The organism is Embleya australiensis (assembly GCF_051903075.1).
Taxonomy (GTDB): domain Bacteria; phylum Actinomycetota; class Actinomycetes; order Streptomycetales; family Streptomycetaceae; genus Embleya.
On sequence record NZ_CP182422.1, the window covers coordinates 1,260,118 to 1,277,425 of the forward strand.

The following is a 17,308-nucleotide window of genomic DNA, read 5'->3' on the forward strand; positions in this document are numbered from 1 at the left end:
CGGGCCGGTGCGATCGGCCGCACCGGCCCGCCCGATCGACGCCGCCGCCGCTCAGCCCACCCGGGGCCGCACCCCGAGCGCCGGCAAGACCGTCTCGCCGATCCGATACGCCTCCTCGAGGAGCGGATTGCCGGAGAGGATGAACGTATCAACGCCCAGCGCCTCGAACTCCTGCAACCGCTCGATCACCTGGGCGGTACTGCCGACCACGGCCGTGCCGGGCCCCGGCCGGAACAGGCCCATCCCGGGCCACAGGTTCGGCGACACCTCCAACTCCCGGGCCCGCGCCGGTACCCGGCCCCCGTGCTGGCGGAACTGCCGTTCCCAGCCCACCCCGTCGGCGTCGGCCGCCTGACCCAGCTGCCGGGCGTACGTCGCATAACTGGTCACCTCGAGCAACCGGTCCGCCGCCGCCCAGGCCTCGTCCTCGCGCTCTCGGACGATCAGGTGCAGCCGCAGCCCGATCCGCAACGAACGCCCGTGTGCCGCCGCCCGCTCGCGCACCTTCGCCAGCTTCTCCGCAAGCTGGTGCGGCGGTTCGCCCCAGGTCAGATACACGTCGACATGCTCGGCGGCCATCTCGATCCCGGCCGGGGACGAGCCACCGAACCACAGCGGTACGTGCCCGCCCTCCCGATGCAGCTCGCGCAGCCCTGCGCCGGCCTGCTTGAGGTCGTAGAAGGTGCCCTTGTGGTCGAAGACCTCGCCCGCGGTGAGCCGCTTGACGATGTCCCAGTATTCGGCGCTGAGTTCGTACCGCTCGTCGTGTTCGAGATGCAGCCCGTACTCGCGCAGCCCCTCGGTCGAGCCGTTGACCACGTTGAACCGCAACCGCCCCCGGCCGAACAGCGCCTCGAAGCTCAGCGCCATCTTCGCCAGCAACGTCGGCGCGATCAATCCGGGATGCACCGCGAGCAGCGGCCGAAACGTCGGCGCCGCCGCGGCCAGGACACTGCCCAGCGACCACACGTCGTACAGATCCGTCGCGAGCAGCGCCCCGCTGAAGCCCAATCGGTCGACCGCGCCGCCCAGTTGCTGGAGGTAGGCCAGGTCCACCGGCCGCCGCCCGGCGGGCTCCCACGGATAGGGCCCTTCGCGCGGGATCACGTACCACAACACCTCGGGACTCATCGGCCCGCACCGTCCGCCACTGCGAGCGCCCGGGTCACCGGCGCGGACAACGCCGCCGTCTGCGCGTCGGCCACCGTGATCGGGCGGTCGATGAACCCGTTGGCCGCGAAGATGTCGGCGGCCTCCTGCTGCTCGGCGATGAACGAAGCCGGGATCGGCTCCAGCCGCCACGGCAGCGCCGCCAGCGCCTCGGCCCAATCGGCCCGGGTGCCGGGCAGTTCGGCCGCGTGCAGTTCGGCCGCCTCCTCCGGATGTGTCGCCGCCCAGGCGTCGGCCTCGCGCAGCGCGCCCACCACCGTCGCGACCACCTCCGAGCGCTCCTCGGCGAACGCACGGCGGGCGAAGAACACCGAGCGGTCGGTGATCACGTCGCCGACCCGGTGCAGCACCCGAAGGCCCGGCTCGCGGCGCGCGGCGGCCAGTTCGGGGCCCTGCGCGACCCACCCGGCGATCTCGCCGGCGCGCAGCCGCGCCGCCTGGTCCTGGCCCGCCGCCGGCCGCACCGGGGTGATGTCGTCCCGATAGGACAGGCCGACGTCGTTCAACGCCTTGGCCACGAAGTGCGTCTGCCACGACCCGATGCTCAGCACGACCGTGCCGCCCTTGAGATCCACGGTGGTACGCACCGGGCCCTCGTCCGCGACCAGCAGCGCGCCGTGCCCGGGCCGCGGCGCGGACACCGCGACATAGACGATGTCGTGGCCCTGCGCCTGGCCGACGATCGGCGGCGTCGACCCCGTGCCGCCGAAGTCGATCGTGCCGGCGCCGAGCAGTTCGCCCACCCGGGTGCCCTCCACGGGCAACCAGGTCACCGTCTCGCCGAGCGGTTCGAGGGCACGTTCGAGGATGCCCAGTCGGGCGAGCAGGTACAGCGACGGATTGCTGCCGTGGACACCGATGGTGACGGTCATTCAGATCACTCCGGACGTGGACGGGACGGTGGCGGAAGTCGTGGCGGAACTCGTGGGGGAAGCGGTGGGGGCGGCCGTGACGGGGGCCGAGGGGACCGTGGCAGGCGCCGTGGGGACGGTCGGGGCGGCGGGAACCTTGACCGGCCCGTCCGCGACCCGGACCCCCAGGTCCGCCAGAAGCCGCCGCCGCAACGCGGCGAAGGCCGGATCCGTCGGGTCGCGCGGTCGGTCCACGGCCACGATCTCGTCCGTGACCAGATTGCCGTCGCGCAGCACCGCGACCCGGTCGGCCAGCCGGATCGCCTCCTCGACGTCGTGCGTGACCAGCAGCACGGCGGGCCGGTGCACCCGGCACAGCTCGCCCACCAGGTCCTGCATGCGCATCCGGGTCAGCGCGTCCAGCGCCGCGAACGGCTCGTCGAGCAGCAGCAGTTCCGGCTCGCGCACCAACGCCCGGGCCAGCGCCACACGTTGTGCCTCGCCGCCGGACAACGTCGCGGGCCAGGCGGAGGCGTGCCCCTCCAGGCCCACCTCGGTCAGCGCGCGCAGGCCGATCTCCCGGGTGGCCCGCCCCCTCGGCAACCCGACCACCACATTGGCCAACACCCGCTTGGAGGGCACCAGGCGCGGCTCCTGAAAGACGATCGTGCGGACCTCCGGAACGAGCACGGTGCCGCCGTCGTGCCGATCGAGTGCGCCCAGGATGCGCAGCAGCGTGGTCTTGCCGGTGCCGCTGGCGCCGAGCAGGGCGACGAACTCGCCCCGCGCGATGTCCAGATCGACGCCGTCGAGCACGGCCCGGGTGCCGAACACCCGGCGCAGGCCCGCGAGATGCACGGCGGTCTCGGCGCTCATCGGCCCGCCCCCTGCCCCTGGCCGCGCCACGGCATCAGCACCCGCTCCAGGATCCGCACGATCACGTCGGCGAGCAGGCCCAGGATCGCGTAGACGAGGATGCAGACGGTGAGGATGTCGGTGCGGGAGAAGCTCTGCGCCTGGCTCATCAGATATCCGATCCCCGCCGTGGAGTTGATCTCCTCGGCCGCGATCAGCGCGATCACGCTCAGCGTCATGGACAGGCGCAGCCCCGAGAGCAGCGCGGGCAACGCGCCCGGCAGCACCACCTCGCGGACCAGCGCGAGCCGACCGACGCCGAAGCTGCGCATCGCCTCGACCAGCTTGCGGTCCACATTGCGCACCCCGCCGGACGCGGAGACGTACATCGGAAACGCCGTGGCCACCGCGATCAGGATCACCCGGGCCGACTCGCCGATCCCGAACCAGACCATGAACAGCGGGACCAGCGCGAGGAACGGCACGGTGCGAAGCAACTGCACGGAGGAATCGAGCAGTTCCTCGCCGAGCCGGGAGAAGCCGGTGAGCACGCCCAGGGCCAGGCCGATGGTCAGCCCGAACACCAGGCCCAGACCGGCGCGGCCCAGCGACACCCGTAGAGCGTCGGGGAGTTGCCCGTTGCCCCACATCTCGCGCGCGGCGTGCAGGACGTCGGCGGGCGAGCCGAGCAGATCGGGGCTGAGCGCCCCGCTGTGCGAGGCCCAGGCCCAGCCGCCGATCAGCGCGAGCGGCCCGATCGCGCGCAGCGCGGGGCTGAGAAGGCGCGGCCGGGGTCGCGGGACGCGCGGACGCGGGGCGACCAGGCCGGGGTACTCGCGCTCCGGGGAATCGGCCTCGATCGCCCGGGGTTGCGCCTCGATCACCGTGGGCGCGCTCATCCGGCCGCCCCCGCGAGGGTCTCCACGTCGAGCAGGTGCGGCTTGACGTCGACGAGGGTCTGGGTGACCTTCTGGTCCTGGAAGAACCGGGCCACCTTGCCGAAGCGCTCCACGTCGGCGGGTCGGATCGGCTCCACCGTCGCCCCCTGCCGGGTGAAGTCGGTCTGGATGCGCTTGGGTTCGGCACCGTAGGCGGTGGGTCCGGAGTCGGTGAAGACGTTGATGTACGCGGCGGGGTCGGCGATCTCCTTGGTGCCGGCGTCGTGCAGGTAGGTGTAGAACGCCTTGACCACGTCGGGGTGCTTGTCCGCGAACGCGTTGCGCACCGCCCAGACCGAGTAGTTGTCCGAGCCGAGCGCGCGCCCGTCGGCCAGGAAGCGGGCATTGCCCGAGGCCAGGGCCGGTACCGAGTAGGTGGCCCAGGTCGCCCAGGCGTCCACCTGGCCGGCCGCGAACACCGGCGCGGTCTGGTCGGCCCGCAGATAGACCCGCTCCACCTTGTCGGCCGGGATCTTCGCCTGTTCGAGCGCGGCGAGCAGCAGGTATTCGCTGGTGCCACCCTGTGAGCAGGCCACCTTCTTCCCGACCAGGTCCTGGATCGAGTGGATCTTCGAGTCGCTCTTCACCAGGATGCCCTCGCCCGCCAGGTCGGGGGCGGTGGCGCCGAACAGCTTGAAGCTCGGCTTCTGTCCGAGCGCGGCCACGGCGGAGGTGATCGAGCCGAGCGCCACGTCGAGTTGCCCGGCGTTGATCGCCTGCGCGGCCGGCGCGAACGGGCCCGCGCTGCCGGTCCAGGAGACCTTGGCACCGACCTTGGCCAGGGCCGCGTCCAGCGAGCCGTCCTTCTTGCCCCGGGCCAGCACCCCGTTGTTGCCCGGGTCGGGAATCCGCAGCGTGATGTCGCTCTTGCCGCCGCTCGCCGCCGACGCCTTGGTGTCCTTCGAAGAGGAGCCGCAGCCGGTCAGCGCGATCAGCGTCGCGGTCGCGAGCGCGACGGCGGACAACAGTCGGGGGCGGCGAGGGGGCCGGCTACTCATGGGGAACCTCCAGCGGTGATATGCGAGACGGTGCGGGGTCGTTCGGGTGCGTGGCGCGGGCGCGGGCACGAGCGCGGACATCGGCGAGTTCGCGGGCCAGCCGCAGCGGTTCGGGATCCGCCCAGGCCGGTACGTCCACCGGCCCGGCCAGGAAGCCCTGTGCGAACAGGAACCGCTCCTGCCGGGCGAGCAGCTCCAGGCGTTCGGCGGACAGGTCGATCCGGAGCGTGTCCGGGCCGAGTTCGCGGTACGCGCCGGCCACCCCGAACGCGCCCGCGCCGGTCTCGGCGCCCAGGATCCGGGCCACCTCGGCGGGATGCTCCGGCGCCCAGTCGGCCGCCTCGACCAGGACCGCCAGGAACCGGCTGACCAACTCCGGGTGGTGATCCAGCAGTTCGCGGTGCACGGTGATCGGTCGCGGCGTCCCGTTGTTGATCCGCACCGCCCGGTCCGGCACCGCGTCCAGGTCCACCGCGACCACCGCGCCGTACCGGACGGCCGCCTCCACGGCCAACGCGCCCTTGACGTAGACGGCGTCCACCACGCCCCGGCTCAGCGCGGCCAACTCGGCCTCCCACTGCCCGCCCCCACGCGCCGCCGGCACCTCGACCGGGCGTGCGTCGGCCAGGGTGGCGCCGGCCAGGGACAACGCGCCGGCGAAGCCGTGCAGGGCCATCGCCCGCCAGAAGTCGATCGCGATGTCGTGCCGGGGCACGGCCAGCCGCAGTCCGCGCAGCTGTTCCGGCGAGGCGATCCCGCTCTCCGCCCGGACCAGGATCGCCTGGCGCTCCTCGATCCAGGTGAGCCCGACCAGCCGGGTCTCCTCACCGCGCGAACGCGCCCACAGCGCGGGTACGTTGCCGCCCTCGCGGAACAGTCCGGGCAGCGCGTGCGTGTAGTGGTGGTCGGCGGCGACATCGGCCGAGACGTCCTGCAGCGACCGCACGGTGATCCCCTCGGCCGCGAACTCGGCGTCGAGCAGGCCCAGATCGGCCGCGATGCCGGTGGCGGTGGGGACGGGACAACGGGTGAACCACAGCTCGTCGGGACGTGCGCCGGTCAGGGCGGTCATGGGAATACTTCCGTTCGCGTTCGAGGCGTCGACGGGATCCGCGACCGGTTCGACACGGCGCGGATCGACCCGGGACCGAGCCGGTCCGGGCAACGAAGAGAGAAGAGAAGAGAGGGGTGGGACAAAGGGGGTGGCGAGACCTACCCGACGCGCGGGTCGAAACCGGGGCGGACCGAAGGCATCACCCGGTCGGGCAGGGGCCCGTCAAGGAAGACGAGCCGAAGCCCCGAGGAAACGCGGGTCGGGTCAGCGACAGCCGGCGCTGGAGACGCGCGCGAGGTCGATGTGCCGGCGGCTCGTGAGCAGCGCCCGGACGCCGGCGAGCGGCGCGGTGTACGACGCGGCTGCGGACACGCGGGCCTCCTCACGGCATTCATCCGGCACGGGTGCGCCGAATGGCGCATCGGGGTGGATCCTGGCACGATCCGCGCCACCCGATCAAACTTTCCCACGATGTGGGATGTCCGGTCGCTCTCCGACGCGCCCCGTGGCGCGGAGTGGTCCGCACCCTTGCCGTATGGTGAAAACCGCCTGTCGAACGGCGAGTTGGGGAAGCCAGTGAAGACTCCGAAAATCCCGGCGCACGAGCCCGCCGGCACACCCGAGCCGACCGGCACGCCTGAACCGGCCGCCACACCCGAGCCGGCCGCCACACCCGAGCCGGCCGCCGCCCCGGACGCTCCGCACACCGCCGACCCGCCCCGCCCGGCGACCGCCCCCTCCGGCGCCCAGGCCGTGCAGCGCGCCCTCGGCATCCTGCACTGCTTCCGGGCCGGCGGCACCGACCTGAGCGCGTCGGACATCGCCCGCCGCCTGGGCCTGTCGGTGTCCACCGCACATCGGCTCGCCCGGACCCTGGTCGGCGCGGGCTTCCTGGACCAGGACGACCGCACCAGCCGCTACCGCCTCGGTCCCGTGGTCGCCGAATTGGGTCTGCTGGCCTACCACCAGCGCGGCCTGCACCACGCCGCCCCGGAGTTGGAACAGCTGTCCCGACGCACGTCGGCGACGTCCGACCTGGCCATCCGCAGCGGCCGGCACGCCCTGGTCCTGGTCGGCAGCTCGGTCCAGCCCGGTACCGGTGCGGGTCTGCGCCGACCGCTGCACTCGACGGCGCTGGGCAAGGTCCTGCTCGCCTGGGCCGACCCGGCCGAAGGCGGCCTGGCCCCCCTGCTCCCGCTCGCCCCGCAGACCGACCGCACGATCGTGGACCCGGTCGCGCTCCAGGCCCAGTTGGACGCGGCTCGGGCGATCGGCTACGCGCTCAACGACGGCGAGTCGGTACCGGGGGTACGCACCCTGGCCGTACCGATCCTGAACCGCGCCGGCCACGCGCACGCCGCGCTCGCCGTGCGCTCCACCCCCGCCGTGATGACCGACGAGCGCATCCCGTGGTTCCGCGACCGGGCCCAGGCGTGCGCCGACGCCCTGGAGGTACTGCTGCTCCCGCCGCATCGACGCCGACTGCGCGAGTCCGGACTGCCCGCCGAATAGGCGTATGCCGAAGGGCCCGCCGCGACCCCCGCGAAGCGGGAGTCGGGGCGGGCCCGAGAAGTACCGGCCGGGTCAGGCGGCGGCGACGAGCGCGTCGCGGCCCAGCACGCGGGTGCGGGTGGTGACGGTCGACCCGGCCCTCGGGCGGGCGAACACCGCGACCCGCAGGAACACGAACCGGGCCAGACCCGCCACGCCGGAGGCGGTGAGGTAGGTGGCCTGCTCGACCATGATGCTCGGCGCCGCCTGGACCGCGTGCAGCCCGAGCATCGCGGCGGTGGTGAACAGGTAGGCCATCAGGGCCGAACCGCCTGCCTGGACGTGCGCCTTGAGGTTTGCCCGACCCGCGCGGAAGGAGAACCGGCTGTGCAGTTCGGTGGCGAGGACCGTGCCGGCCGCGGTGACCACGGCGTTGGTGACGACGAGCGGCAGGGTCCCGTTCAGCGCGACGAGCGCGGCGCTGGAGGCCAGTCCCGTACCCCCGCCGAAGACCACGAATCGAACGAAGGAGGCGACCGTGCCGGGGGCCGTCGGGTTGGTGGTGTCCTGTCCTGCGACCCGGCTGCGGTTGTTCACGTGACTCTCCTCGGCCCCCTGCGGACCCCCTCGGTCCGACAGGTCCAACCTAGGGATTCGGCAACGCATTCCCCATGGTGCTCACTTCCCTCTGTGGGTAGGGCTGGCCCCACCCCCCGCGGGGAGATCCGCCAGGGGTCGAAACCGTCGCCCGCGCGCCCGAAATACGCTCGACAAACCCTCGTATAACCGAACAAAAGGCCGCACTCAAACCCATCCCCGGACCGGGGAACCAACCCGGCCCGCAACTCGTTCCCCGCAAATGTCTCCCTCGTCACATCTCCCGGATCCGCGCCCGTCCCCGCCCCCAACCCCCACGACCATCCACATGGATGCCGCGACCCGGTAGCATTAGTTTTGTGAGCACACGAATCGCGGACCTCGACCCAGGCGGCGCTCCCCTGCTCGGCGAACCGCTGCCGGTGGAGCTGGCCAATACGCGCTACGCGGTACGGGGCACGCCGCACGAGGGCCTGGCCGAGCCCGCGCACCTGGCCGCCTGGCTCCGCGACATCGCACCGCGCCTGGGCAACCCGCCGTCCGAGGCCGCGCTGCTCGCCATGGACGCGCACGACCTGGCCCGCGCCCTCGACCTGCGCGACTGCGTCGGCGCCCTGCTCACCGCCGCGATGACCGACACCGTGCCGGCCGCCGACATCGTCGAGCGGCTGAACACCTATACCCGGGCCGCCCCGCAGTGGCGCGAGCTCACCTGGCCGACCGCCGTCACCCGCACCGAGGCCGACCCGATCACCGCGGTCCTGGCCGAGCTGGCCGGCGCCACCGTCGACCTGCTCACCGGCCCGGACCGCACCGAGTTGCGGGCCTGTCACGGCCCGGGCTGCATCCTGCACTTCGTCCGGAACAACCCGCGCCGCGAATGGTGCTCGGCGGGCTGCGGCAACCGCGCCCGCGTGGCCCGGCACTACCGGCGCAGCAAGAACCCGTCCGTCGACGGCTGACCCTGTCCGCAGGAGACACGCAGACGCGGGAGACACAGGAGACAAGGGACTCCCCTGAAGACCGGAATGCCGGCCTCCGAAAGACTCTGGGCGAATCCCCAGCGAGAGGCTCAGATCTTCCATGCGCGTTCCGTCCCTGCTCCACACGCGCTCCGCGGGCGCCGCGGCCGCCGTCCTGGTCGCCACCACGCTGCTGTCCGGCTGCCTCGGCAAGAGCGACGACAAGAAGGACCCCAAGGCCGCCCCGGCGGCCACCGCGTCCAAACCCCCGATCGTCACGATGCCCCCGGCTCCGACGCTGCCCGCGAAGTCCGACCCGTCGGCGAGCCGGCCGCCCGCCGGCACCGCGAACCCGAACAGCAGCCCCGGCCGGGTCAAGATGGTCAAGCTGCACAAGGGCGACTGCATCAACCAGAAGGGCGAGGACGTCCTCACCGTTGCCTGCACCACACCGCACGACGCCGAGGTGGTGGGCGAGTACACCATCCCCGACTCGCTGCCTCCGACGAGCATGAAGTTCAAGGACGAGATCACCGCGAAGTGCACGGAGCTGACCTCGGGCGCGGCCGGCCGCAACAGCGCCATCGAGCTGTCGAAGCTGTCGTTCCGACCCACGTCCGGCAGCTGGCTCAATGAGCACGACCGGGACCTGACCTGCCTGCTCAAGCGCACCGACGGCACACCCCTGACGGCGCCGCTGAAGTAACGCGGCACGCCGCACCGTTACCCACCGCAGCCGACCCCGCCCGTGTCCCCGGGCGCGGTCGGCTGCGCCATGTCCGGCCCCTCGCGCACGATCACGAACCGGCCCCTGCCGGCGCCCGCGAACCCGCCGCCACCCACCGTCGTGAACAGGCCGACGGACGACGGGAATCGGCCGCGATTCCTTATCGCGTTCGCGATGATCGATGGCCTCTTCGGACCGGATTCACCCGTTCGAGGGGCTTGTGGGCCACACGACCGATCCGCCCCGAGCATCCGCGTAGCCTGACGCCCGCGACGGTGGCTCGGATCGCCCTTCGGGCTCCGGCACCGGCCGCGAGCGCACCCGAACATGCCACCGGCGGCCCGATCCGCCGAGCGGTCCGCAGGACACCCGCACGATTCGATTCCGACCTTTTTCGAGGATGCCGATGGTTCTCGCTGGATCGTCCCCCGGAGGCCGACGGCCGGCCCTCGTCTGGATCCTCCCCTTCCTCGTGACAGCCGTGTGCGCGGCCGCGGCCGTGGCCGCGGTCTCCGACCAGGCCCGCCCGGCGGTGGCCCTGTGCGGCGGACTCGCGACCGTCGCCGTCGCCGTGTGCGCCGCGGAGGCGGGCAGGCGCGGGCGCACGATCGCCCAACTGCACACCAGGCTCCAGCAGCAACAGATCGGCCTGCGCCGCCGACTCGCCGAGCAGGAGTCGGAGATGATCCGGCTCTCCGAGGAGATGTTGCCCGAGGCGATCGGCCGACTGCAGATGGGCGAACCGGTGCCCGAGGTGATGCGCAAGGTCGCGCCGCACCCCAAGGAGCCGACCGAGTTCGCCATCGCGCACCGCAACGTGATCCGCTCGGTGATCGACACCGTCAGCGCCGAGGAGGACCTGCGCGAGTCCGCCCAACGCGCGTTCGTCAACATCGCCCGCCGCGTCCAGGCCACCATCCACCAACAGGCCCAGGACATGCGGGACATGGAGGACCGGCACGGTGACGACCCGGTGGTCTTCCGCGACCTGCTCCACCTCGACCACGGCAACGCGCTGATCGGCCGCATGGCCGACAGCATCGCGGTGCTCGGCGGCGCTCGCCCGGGCCGCCAGTGGGAGACCGACATCGGCATGTACAGCGTGCTGCGCGGCGCGATGTCGCGCATCCTCGACTACCGCCGGGTCAAACTGTCGTCGGTCGTCGAGGTCGCGGTGATCGCCCAGCACGTCGAACCGCTGATCCACGCGATCTCCGAACTCCTCGACAACGCCACCCGATACTCGCCGCCCTCGACCACCGTGCACCTGAGCACGACCGAGGTGCAGAGCGGCATCGCGGTCGAGATCGAGGACGCCGGCGTCGGCCTGAGCGAGGAGGCCCGCCGCCGCGCCGAGCGCATCCTGTCCCTGGACGGCGACGCGCTCAACCTCGGCGACCTGGGCGAGACCCCGCGGCTGGGCCTGACCGTGGTGGCCCGCCTCGCGCACACCTACAACTTCAAGGTGATGCTGCGTCCGTCGGCCTACGGCGGCGTGCGCGCCGTCGTGGTCATCCCGCAGAACCAGATCACCGCGAACGTGCCGCCGATGTACCCGATGCCCGAGCATCTGTCGCACCTGGAAGAACTCCCGTCCCTGCACGACCTGATGACCGAGACGCCGGCGCACACCGAGTTCGGCGCCAACGGTCTGCCGCAGCGCCGCCGACGGGGCCTGGGCACGGTGCCCCGCGCCGGTGGCACCCGCGGACACCGCGCCGCCAAGCCGACGACTCCCGCCGCCGCCCCGAGCGTCGACGAGACCCCGCCGGGACTGGGCCTGGACGCCTTCCTCAGCGGCATCAACGGCGAACCGCCCAAGGAACCACGATCCGAGACCGGCGAAAACTCGTGGGACGACGGGGGATACCGATGACGGCGTACCGACCCAACATGGACTGGATGCTCTCCGACCTCGCGAAGAGCGTGCCCTTCACGCGCTACATCGTGCTGCTGTCCGCCGACGGCCTGCGGATGGCCCAGCACAACACCGCCGCCGACACCGCGGACCGGCTCGCCGCCGCGTGCGCCGGCCTACAGAGCCTGGCCGCCGCCGTGGCCGCCGAATTCCCCAAGGGGGACGGGCGGATGCGGCTGGTGGTGATCGAGGTCAACGGCGGCTACTTCTACATGATGGCCGCCGGCGCCGGCGCCTACCTCGCGGTGCTCGCCGACGGACAGGTGGACACCGGCCTGCTCGGCCACCGCATGCGCGACCTGGTGATCCGCATCGGCGAACACCTGACCAGTCCTCCACGCCACGACGGGGCCTTCCCGTGACCGTGCCGCGGCGCACGCGGCGCGTTCCCTACCCCGAACGGCTGTACCTGGTCGGGGAGAACCCGGACGACCCCGGCCGGTTGGACCTCGTGACGCTGTTCGTCGCCAAGCACACACCCACCCGCGGGATGGGCCCCGAGCCCGCCGCGATCCTGCGCATGTGCGAACAACCGTTGTCGATGGCGGAGATCTCCGCCCACATGCGGTTACCCACCAGCGTCCTGACCCTGGTGCTCGCGGACATGGTGACCGCGGACGACTTGGAGGCCCGAGCCCCGATCCCGGCCGCGTCGTTGCCCGACATCGATCTCCTCAAGGCGGTGATGCATGGACTACAACGGCTCTGAGACCCTCGTCGGGCCGCGTCCCGAGGACATGCTGCCCGCGACGGCCGCCGCCGCGGTCAAAGTCGTGATCGTCGGCGGGTTCGGGGTCGGCAAGACCACCCTCGTCGGCGCGGTCAGCGAGATCCGTCCCCTCACCACCGAGGAGACGATGACCCAGGCGGGCGTCGGCATCGACGACCTCTCGGGCGTCGAGGCCAAGAGCACCACGACGGTGGCGATGGACTTCGGCCGGATCAGCCTCAACGAGCGCCTGGTGCTCTACCTGTTCGGCACCCCCGGGCAGGAACGCTTCTGGTTCCTGTGGAACGGCCTGTTCGACGGCGCGCTGGGCGCCGTGGTGCTGGTCGATACCCGGCGCCTGGAGGTGTGCTTCGACGTGATGGGCCGCCTGGAAGATCGCGGCGTGCCGTTCGTGGTCGCGGTCAACACGTTCCCCGAGTCGCCGATCTACTCCATGGACGAACTGCGCGGCGCGCTCGACCTCGACGACACCGTACCGATGGTCGACTGCGACGCCCGCGACCGAGGTTCCAGCCGGGATGTGCTGATGGCGCTCATGCAATACCTCCACACGCTCACCACGAACCGGGAGACGCCATGACCGCTCCTCCCCCCGTTCCGCCGCCCGGTTGCCCCGCGCACGCGGGCGCGACGGCCACCGAGGGCATCACGCGGTTGTACGGTCCGGAGACCATCGCGGATCCGGGTGCCGCGTACGAACGACTGCGCGCCGAATACGGGGCGGTCGCCCCGATCCTGGTCGACGGCGATTTCCCCGGCTGGCTGGTGCTCGGCTACCGGGAGAACCTCGAAGTCATGCGCACGCCGAGCCGGTTCTCCCGGGACGCGCGCAACTGGCGCGACTGGCGCGAGGGCCGGATCCCGCCGGACGCGACGATCCTGCCGATCATGGAGTATCGCCCCGACTGCGTCTCCAGCGACGGCGCCGAACACCAGCGGTTGCGCTCGGTGGTCACGGAGAGCCTGGACCGGTTCGACCGGCGCGGCATCCGCAAACACGTGCAACGCCTGTCGCACGAGCTGATCGACCGGATCGCCGCCGACGGCCACGCCGACCTGGTCGCCCAGTTCGCCCAGCAGTTGCCGATGCTGGTCATCGCGCAGCTCTATGGTCTGCCCGACGAGATGGGTCCGCAACTGGTGCAGGCCAGCGCCGAGTTGATGATGCAGAGCGAACGCGCCCTGGAATCCAACGAGTTCATCCTGCAGACGCTGCGCGACCTGGCCGACCGCAAACGCCGCGAGCCGGCCGCCGACTTCCCCTCCTGGCTGATCGAGCACCCGAACCGGCTGTCCGAGGACGAGGTGCTGCACCACCTCAGGCTCGTGATGGTCGCCGCCAACGAACTGACCATCGCGCTGATCGCCAACACCCTGCGGGTGGTGCTCACCGACGACCGGTTCGCCGCCTCGCTGGCCGGCGCCCGCTTGAGCCTGCCCGACGCGGTCGAGCAGGTCCTGTGGGACGAACCGCCGTTGTGGGTCATCCCGGGTCGCTGGGCGCTGGTCGACACCGAGTTGGGCGGGCGGCGGATCCGGGCCGGCGACCTGCTGGTGCTCGGCGTGATGGCCGGCAACGTCGACCCGCAGATCCGTACCGACCTCACCGTGCCCGTCCACCACAACCGGGCCCACCTGGCGTTCAGCGGCGGCGCGCACCTGTGCCCGGGGCAGGACATCGGCCGGGCCATCACCGACACCGCGATCGACACCCTCAACAGCCGACTGCCCGACATCCGACTGGCCCACCCGGACCAGCCGCCCGCCTGGCACGCCGCCACCTGGGCCCGCTACCTGACCTCGCTGCCGGTCGAGTTCACCCCGGTCCCCCTGGTGGAGCCCGCCGAGTGGGTCCGCCCCGCCCGCCCCGACCGGGCGACCCGCCCGCCGGAGCCGCTGCTCCCGCCGCTGCCCACCACGTGGTGGTCGCGGCTGAGCACGTGGCTCTTCGGCTGACCCGGCGAGCGCCGGGCCGCCCCCCGGCGCTCGATCACCGCACGAGCACCGGGCGGGCCCGACCCGCCGGGTTCACCGCTTCGCGGTGATCACCCGCAGCAGGGCCCCGACCGCGTCGACCATCGCCGCCCGCGAAGCGGACAGCGCCGGTCGCGGGTCGGCCTTGCCGGGGGTGGCCGCCAGGCGCTCGCGCAGCGTGCCGGTGTAGGCGATGTTCAGCGCCGTACCGACGTTGATCTTGGTCATCCCGGCCGACACCGCCGCCCGCAGTTCCTCGTCCGGCACGCCCGACGAGCCGTGCAGCACCAGCGGAACGCCGACCGCCTCGCGCAGCCGGGCGATCAGGTCGTGGTCGAGCGTGGCGGTGCGATCGAGCATCGCGTGGCTGCTGCCGACCGCGACGGCCAACGCGTCCACCCCGGTCGCCTGTACATATGCCGCCGCCTCGGCCGGATCCGTGCGCGCCCCGGGCGCGTGTGCGTCCAGCGCGGGATGGCCCGGCTTGCCGCCCACCTCGCCGAGTTCGGCCTCCAGGGTGATGCCGCGAGCGTGCGCCCAGGCCACCGCGTCGGCCGTCGCCGCCACGTTCTCCGCGTAACCGAGCCGCGAGGCGTCGAACATCACCGAGCTGATCCCCGTACCCTCGGCCGCCGCCAGCAGTTCGACCGACTCGACGTGGTCCAGGTGCAGTGCCACCGGCACCCCGGCCTCCTCCGCCAGCACCCGGCACGCGGCCGCGAGCGGTCCCAGCCGCCCGCCCCGGAACTTCACCGCGTTCTCGCTGATCGCCACCACCACGGGCAGCCCGGCCCGCTCGGCGGCCGTCACCACCGCCTCGGCGTGTTCGAGGGTGATCACGTTGAACGCGGCCACCCCCACCCCGTCCGCCCGCGCCGCGTCGGTCAGTATCCCCGTCGAGGTCAAGCCCATCGCACAACTCCTCTGGAACGATCCCGCCCGGCACCACAACCATCACCACCGCGCCGCCCGCGCCCTACGCCGGCGGCGCCACCGCGTCCACCCGCACCCGAGGCCGCCAGGCCCGGTACAGCTCGCCGTCCACGTCCCCGGCCAGCGGCGCGGCCACCGCCGCCGCCGACAGGGCCACCGCGTCGCGCAACCGCTCCGGCCACGGCACGCCCTCGGCCAGCCCCCGGGCCAGCGCCGCGACCGCCGCGTCCCCGGCGCCGGTGGCGTTGCCGTGCACCGATTCCGGCGGCACCGCCCGCCACCACCCGGCGTCGGAGGCGGCCAACATCCCGCCCGGACCGAACGACGCGACCACCGCGCCGCCGGCCCCCGTCCGCGCCGCCAACCGGGCCACCGCGCGCAGCGGATCACGCTCCCCGGTCGCCGCGAGCAACTCGTCCGCGTTCGGCTTGACCACATCCGGCCCGGCCGCCACCCCCGCGAGCAGCGCCGGCCCCGAGGCGTCCAACAACACCGGCACGCCCGCCGCCCGCGCCCGGGCGACCAGTTCCGCGTAACCGCCCTCAGGCACTCCCGGCGGCAGACTCCCGGAGAGCACCAACGCCGAGGCGCCGGGCAGCAGTTCGGCCGCCGCGGCGACCACCCGCGCCCACTCCTCGGCGGTCCGCGAGGGGCCGAGTTCGTTCAACGACGTCGCGCCGCCCGACGCGGTCTCCACGATCGTCGTGGTGCACCGCGTCTCGCCCACCACCGGCACCGAGGTCAACGCGATGTCGGCCGCGGCCAGGTCGGCCCGTATTCGCTCGCCCGTCGGCCCGCCCAGCGGCGCCACCGCCACGACCGCGACCCCGAGCGAGCGCAACACCCGCGTGACGTTGATCCCCTTGCCGCCGGCCCGCCCGCCGACCGACGCCGGCCGGTTCGCCCCGTGCCGGTCCAGTCGTTCCAGGTGGTAGGTGACATCCCAGGCCGGATTCGGCGTCACCGTGACGATCACGACGCCCGCCCCGCCGGCCCGCGCCCGACGTCCCTCACGACGCGTCCAGCACCACGGACCGGGTGAGGTGCCTCGGCTCGTCCGGGTTCAGGCCGCGGCTCTCCGCGATCGCGACCGCGAGCTTTTGTACCCGGATCAGCTCGGCCATCGGGTCGAGGGAGCCGGCCACGAAGGTGCCGCCGGTGACCGCGACCTGCTCGGCCAGCCCCTCCGGCACCGGACCGAACACCCACGTGACCCGGTTCGGCGCGGCGATGCTGATCGGCCCGTGCCGGTACTCCATCACCGGGTAGCTCTCGGTCCACGCCCCCGCCGCCTCGCGCATCTTCAACGCGGCCTCGGCGGCCAGTCCCGCCGACCACGACGAGCCGAGGAAGGTGAACTGCTCGGCGGCCACGAACGCCGCGTCCGGCTCCCAGGCGACGGCGGTCTCCGCGTCCCGCACCGCCGCGGCCAGGTCCTCGCCCAGATGCGCGCGGAACAACGCGAGCGCCGTGGTGGCGAACCGGGTCTGCACGACCGAGCGCTCGTCGGCGAAGTCGAGCATCACGATCTCGTCCGCCGCGGTCGTGATCGGCGTCCCGGGCGGGCCGGTGATCGCGGTCGTGGCGACCTTGCCACGCACCTCCGCGAGCAGCCGCAACACCTCGGTCGTGGTGCCGGAGCGGCTCAGCGCGACCACCCGGTCGTAGTCCCGTACGCCGGGAAACTCCGAGGCCGCGAAGGCGTCGGTGACCCCGAGCCCGGCCCGCTCGCGCAACACCGCGTACGCCTGAGCGATGAACCACGACGTCCCGCAGCCGACGACCGCGACCCGCTCGCCGCTCTTCGGCAGCCCCGCGCACTCCCCCGCGAGCGCGGCGGCGCGGGCCCACAACGCGGGCTGGGTGGCGATCTCGGCGGACGTGTGACTGACGGTCGTCATGGCGCTCCCGGGGTGCTCGAACGATGCGCAGCGCTGCGCACTGCTGCACTCACATGCTTGAAACTATTCATTTGATAGCAGTTTCACGCACGAATGAGCAACGTCGCACACCCCACTCAAGCCCGACTCATCCCGATTCACGGCAAATTTCGCCCCGATCGCCACCCCGTCCCCCGCCCGCCGGCGCCGGTCCCCCGCCCCGCCGGACA

19 protein-coding genes are annotated in these 17,308 nt (G+C 72.7%); 8 read left to right on the forward strand and 11 right to left on the reverse strand.

The genetic code is table 11. From position 1 onward, the window contains the following. Positions 1–51 precede the first annotated feature (51 nt). The 7 genes from ACMXN5_RS05120 to ACMXN5_RS05150 form a co-directional block, all read right to left on the reverse strand. Positions 52–1,131 (reverse strand): LLM class flavin-dependent oxidoreductase, encoded by a 1,080-nt coding sequence (locus ACMXN5_RS05120; RefSeq protein WP_439674198.1) that lies wholly within the window; start codon positions 1,129–1,131, stop codon positions 52–54. After that, a complete protein-coding gene (locus ACMXN5_RS05125; RefSeq protein WP_439674199.1) occupies positions 1,128–2,042 on the reverse strand; it encodes an ABC transporter substrate-binding protein in 915 nt (304 codons plus the stop codon). Before ACMXN5_RS05125 ends, ACMXN5_RS05120 begins: the two co-directional genes overlap by 4 nt. Then, the gene (locus tag ACMXN5_RS05130; protein ID WP_439674200.1) at positions 2,043–2,897 is read right to left on the reverse strand and encodes an ABC transporter ATP-binding protein; all 855 of its coding nucleotides are present in this window, start codon (positions 2,895–2,897) and stop codon (positions 2,043–2,045) included. After that, positions 2,894–3,775: an ABC transporter permease gene (locus ACMXN5_RS05135; RefSeq protein WP_439674201.1), complete on the reverse strand. Its 882-nt coding sequence runs from the start codon at positions 3,773–3,775 to the stop codon at positions 2,894–2,896. Before ACMXN5_RS05135 ends, ACMXN5_RS05130 begins: the two co-directional genes overlap by 4 nt. Continuing rightward, positions 3,772–4,812 (reverse strand): ABC transporter substrate-binding protein, encoded by a 1,041-nt coding sequence (locus ACMXN5_RS05140; protein ID WP_439674202.1) that lies wholly within the window; start codon positions 4,810–4,812, stop codon positions 3,772–3,774. Before ACMXN5_RS05140 ends, ACMXN5_RS05135 begins: the two co-directional genes overlap by 4 nt. Further along, positions 4,805–5,884 carry an ABC transporter substrate-binding protein gene (locus ACMXN5_RS05145; protein WP_439674203.1) on the reverse strand — a complete coding sequence of 360 codons (1,080 nt, stop codon included), beginning with the start codon at positions 5,882–5,884 and terminating at the stop codon, positions 4,805–4,807. The genes ACMXN5_RS05140 and ACMXN5_RS05145 overlap by 8 nt, the downstream gene beginning before the upstream one ends. 246 nt (positions 5,885–6,130) lie before the next feature. Next, positions 6,131–6,238: a putative leader peptide gene (locus ACMXN5_RS05150; RefSeq protein ID WP_439674204.1), complete on the reverse strand. Its 108-nt coding sequence runs from the start codon at positions 6,236–6,238 to the stop codon at positions 6,131–6,133. Positions 6,239–6,619: 381 nt separating this feature from the next. Between ACMXN5_RS05150 and ACMXN5_RS05155 the strand changes: the two genes are divergently transcribed. Next, positions 6,620–7,378, forward strand: coding sequence for an IclR family transcriptional regulator (locus ACMXN5_RS05155; protein ID WP_439677950.1), 759 nt, complete (start codon positions 6,620–6,622; stop codon positions 7,376–7,378). Positions 7,379–7,450: 72 nt separating this feature from the next. Here ACMXN5_RS05155 and ACMXN5_RS05160 read toward each other — a convergent pair whose 3' ends face one another. Beyond that, positions 7,451–7,954, reverse strand: a complete 504-nt coding sequence (locus ACMXN5_RS05160) for a hypothetical protein (RefSeq protein ID WP_439674205.1) — start codon at positions 7,952–7,954, stop codon at positions 7,451–7,453. Positions 7,955–8,313: 359 nt separating this feature from the next. On the opposite strand from ACMXN5_RS05160, the gene ACMXN5_RS05165 reads away from it, so the two are divergent. The 7 genes from ACMXN5_RS05165 (at position 8,314) to ACMXN5_RS05195 (ending at position 14,247) form a co-directional block, all read left to right on the forward strand. Then, positions 8,314–8,916, forward strand: a complete 603-nt coding sequence (locus ACMXN5_RS05165; protein WP_439674206.1) for a CGNR zinc finger domain-containing protein — start codon at positions 8,314–8,316, stop codon at positions 8,914–8,916. A gap of 121 nt (positions 8,917–9,037) precedes the next feature. Further along, positions 9,038–9,622, forward strand: coding sequence for a septum formation family protein (locus tag ACMXN5_RS05170; RefSeq protein WP_439674207.1), 585 nt, complete (start codon positions 9,038–9,040; stop codon positions 9,620–9,622). Positions 9,623–10,049: 427 nt separating this feature from the next. After that, positions 10,050–11,519 carry a sensor histidine kinase gene (locus ACMXN5_RS05175; protein WP_439674208.1) on the forward strand — a complete coding sequence of 490 codons (1,470 nt, stop codon included), beginning with the start codon at positions 10,050–10,052 and terminating at the stop codon, positions 11,517–11,519. Beyond that, positions 11,516–11,923, forward strand: coding sequence for a roadblock/LC7 domain-containing protein (locus tag ACMXN5_RS05180; RefSeq protein ID WP_379998100.1), 408 nt, complete (start codon positions 11,516–11,518; stop codon positions 11,921–11,923). Before ACMXN5_RS05175 ends, ACMXN5_RS05180 begins: the two co-directional genes overlap by 4 nt. Beyond that, positions 11,920–12,270: a DUF742 domain-containing protein gene (locus ACMXN5_RS05185; RefSeq protein WP_439674209.1), complete on the forward strand. Its 351-nt coding sequence runs from the start codon at positions 11,920–11,922 to the stop codon at positions 12,268–12,270. Before ACMXN5_RS05180 ends, ACMXN5_RS05185 begins: the two co-directional genes overlap by 4 nt. Further along, positions 12,251–12,871, forward strand: a complete 621-nt coding sequence (locus ACMXN5_RS05190; protein WP_439674210.1) for a GTP-binding protein — start codon at positions 12,251–12,253, stop codon at positions 12,869–12,871. Before ACMXN5_RS05185 ends, ACMXN5_RS05190 begins: the two co-directional genes overlap by 20 nt. Next, on the forward strand, positions 12,868–14,247 hold the full coding sequence (locus ACMXN5_RS05195; RefSeq protein ID WP_439674211.1) for a cytochrome P450: 1,380 nt from the start codon (positions 12,868–12,870) through the stop codon (positions 14,245–14,247). The genes ACMXN5_RS05190 and ACMXN5_RS05195 overlap by 4 nt, the downstream gene beginning before the upstream one ends. Before the next feature lie 72 nt (positions 14,248–14,319). On the opposite strand, the gene ACMXN5_RS05200 is transcribed toward ACMXN5_RS05195, so the two are convergent. The 3 genes from ACMXN5_RS05200 to ACMXN5_RS05210 all read right to left on the reverse strand — a co-directional run bounded on the left by ACMXN5_RS05200 (position 14,320) and on the right by ACMXN5_RS05210 (position 17,099). Then, positions 14,320–15,177, reverse strand: coding sequence for a class II fructose-bisphosphate aldolase (locus ACMXN5_RS05200; protein WP_439674212.1), 858 nt, complete (start codon positions 15,175–15,177; stop codon positions 14,320–14,322). Between the two features lie 64 nt (positions 15,178–15,241). Further along, positions 15,242–16,174, reverse strand: coding sequence for a 1-phosphofructokinase family hexose kinase (locus ACMXN5_RS05205; RefSeq protein WP_439674213.1), 933 nt, complete (start codon positions 16,172–16,174; stop codon positions 15,242–15,244). Between the two features lie 34 nt (positions 16,175–16,208). After that, positions 16,209–17,099 (reverse strand): SIS domain-containing protein, encoded by an 891-nt coding sequence (locus ACMXN5_RS05210; RefSeq protein ID WP_439674214.1) that lies wholly within the window; start codon positions 17,097–17,099, stop codon positions 16,209–16,211. Between the last annotated feature and the right edge of the window lie 209 nt (positions 17,100–17,308).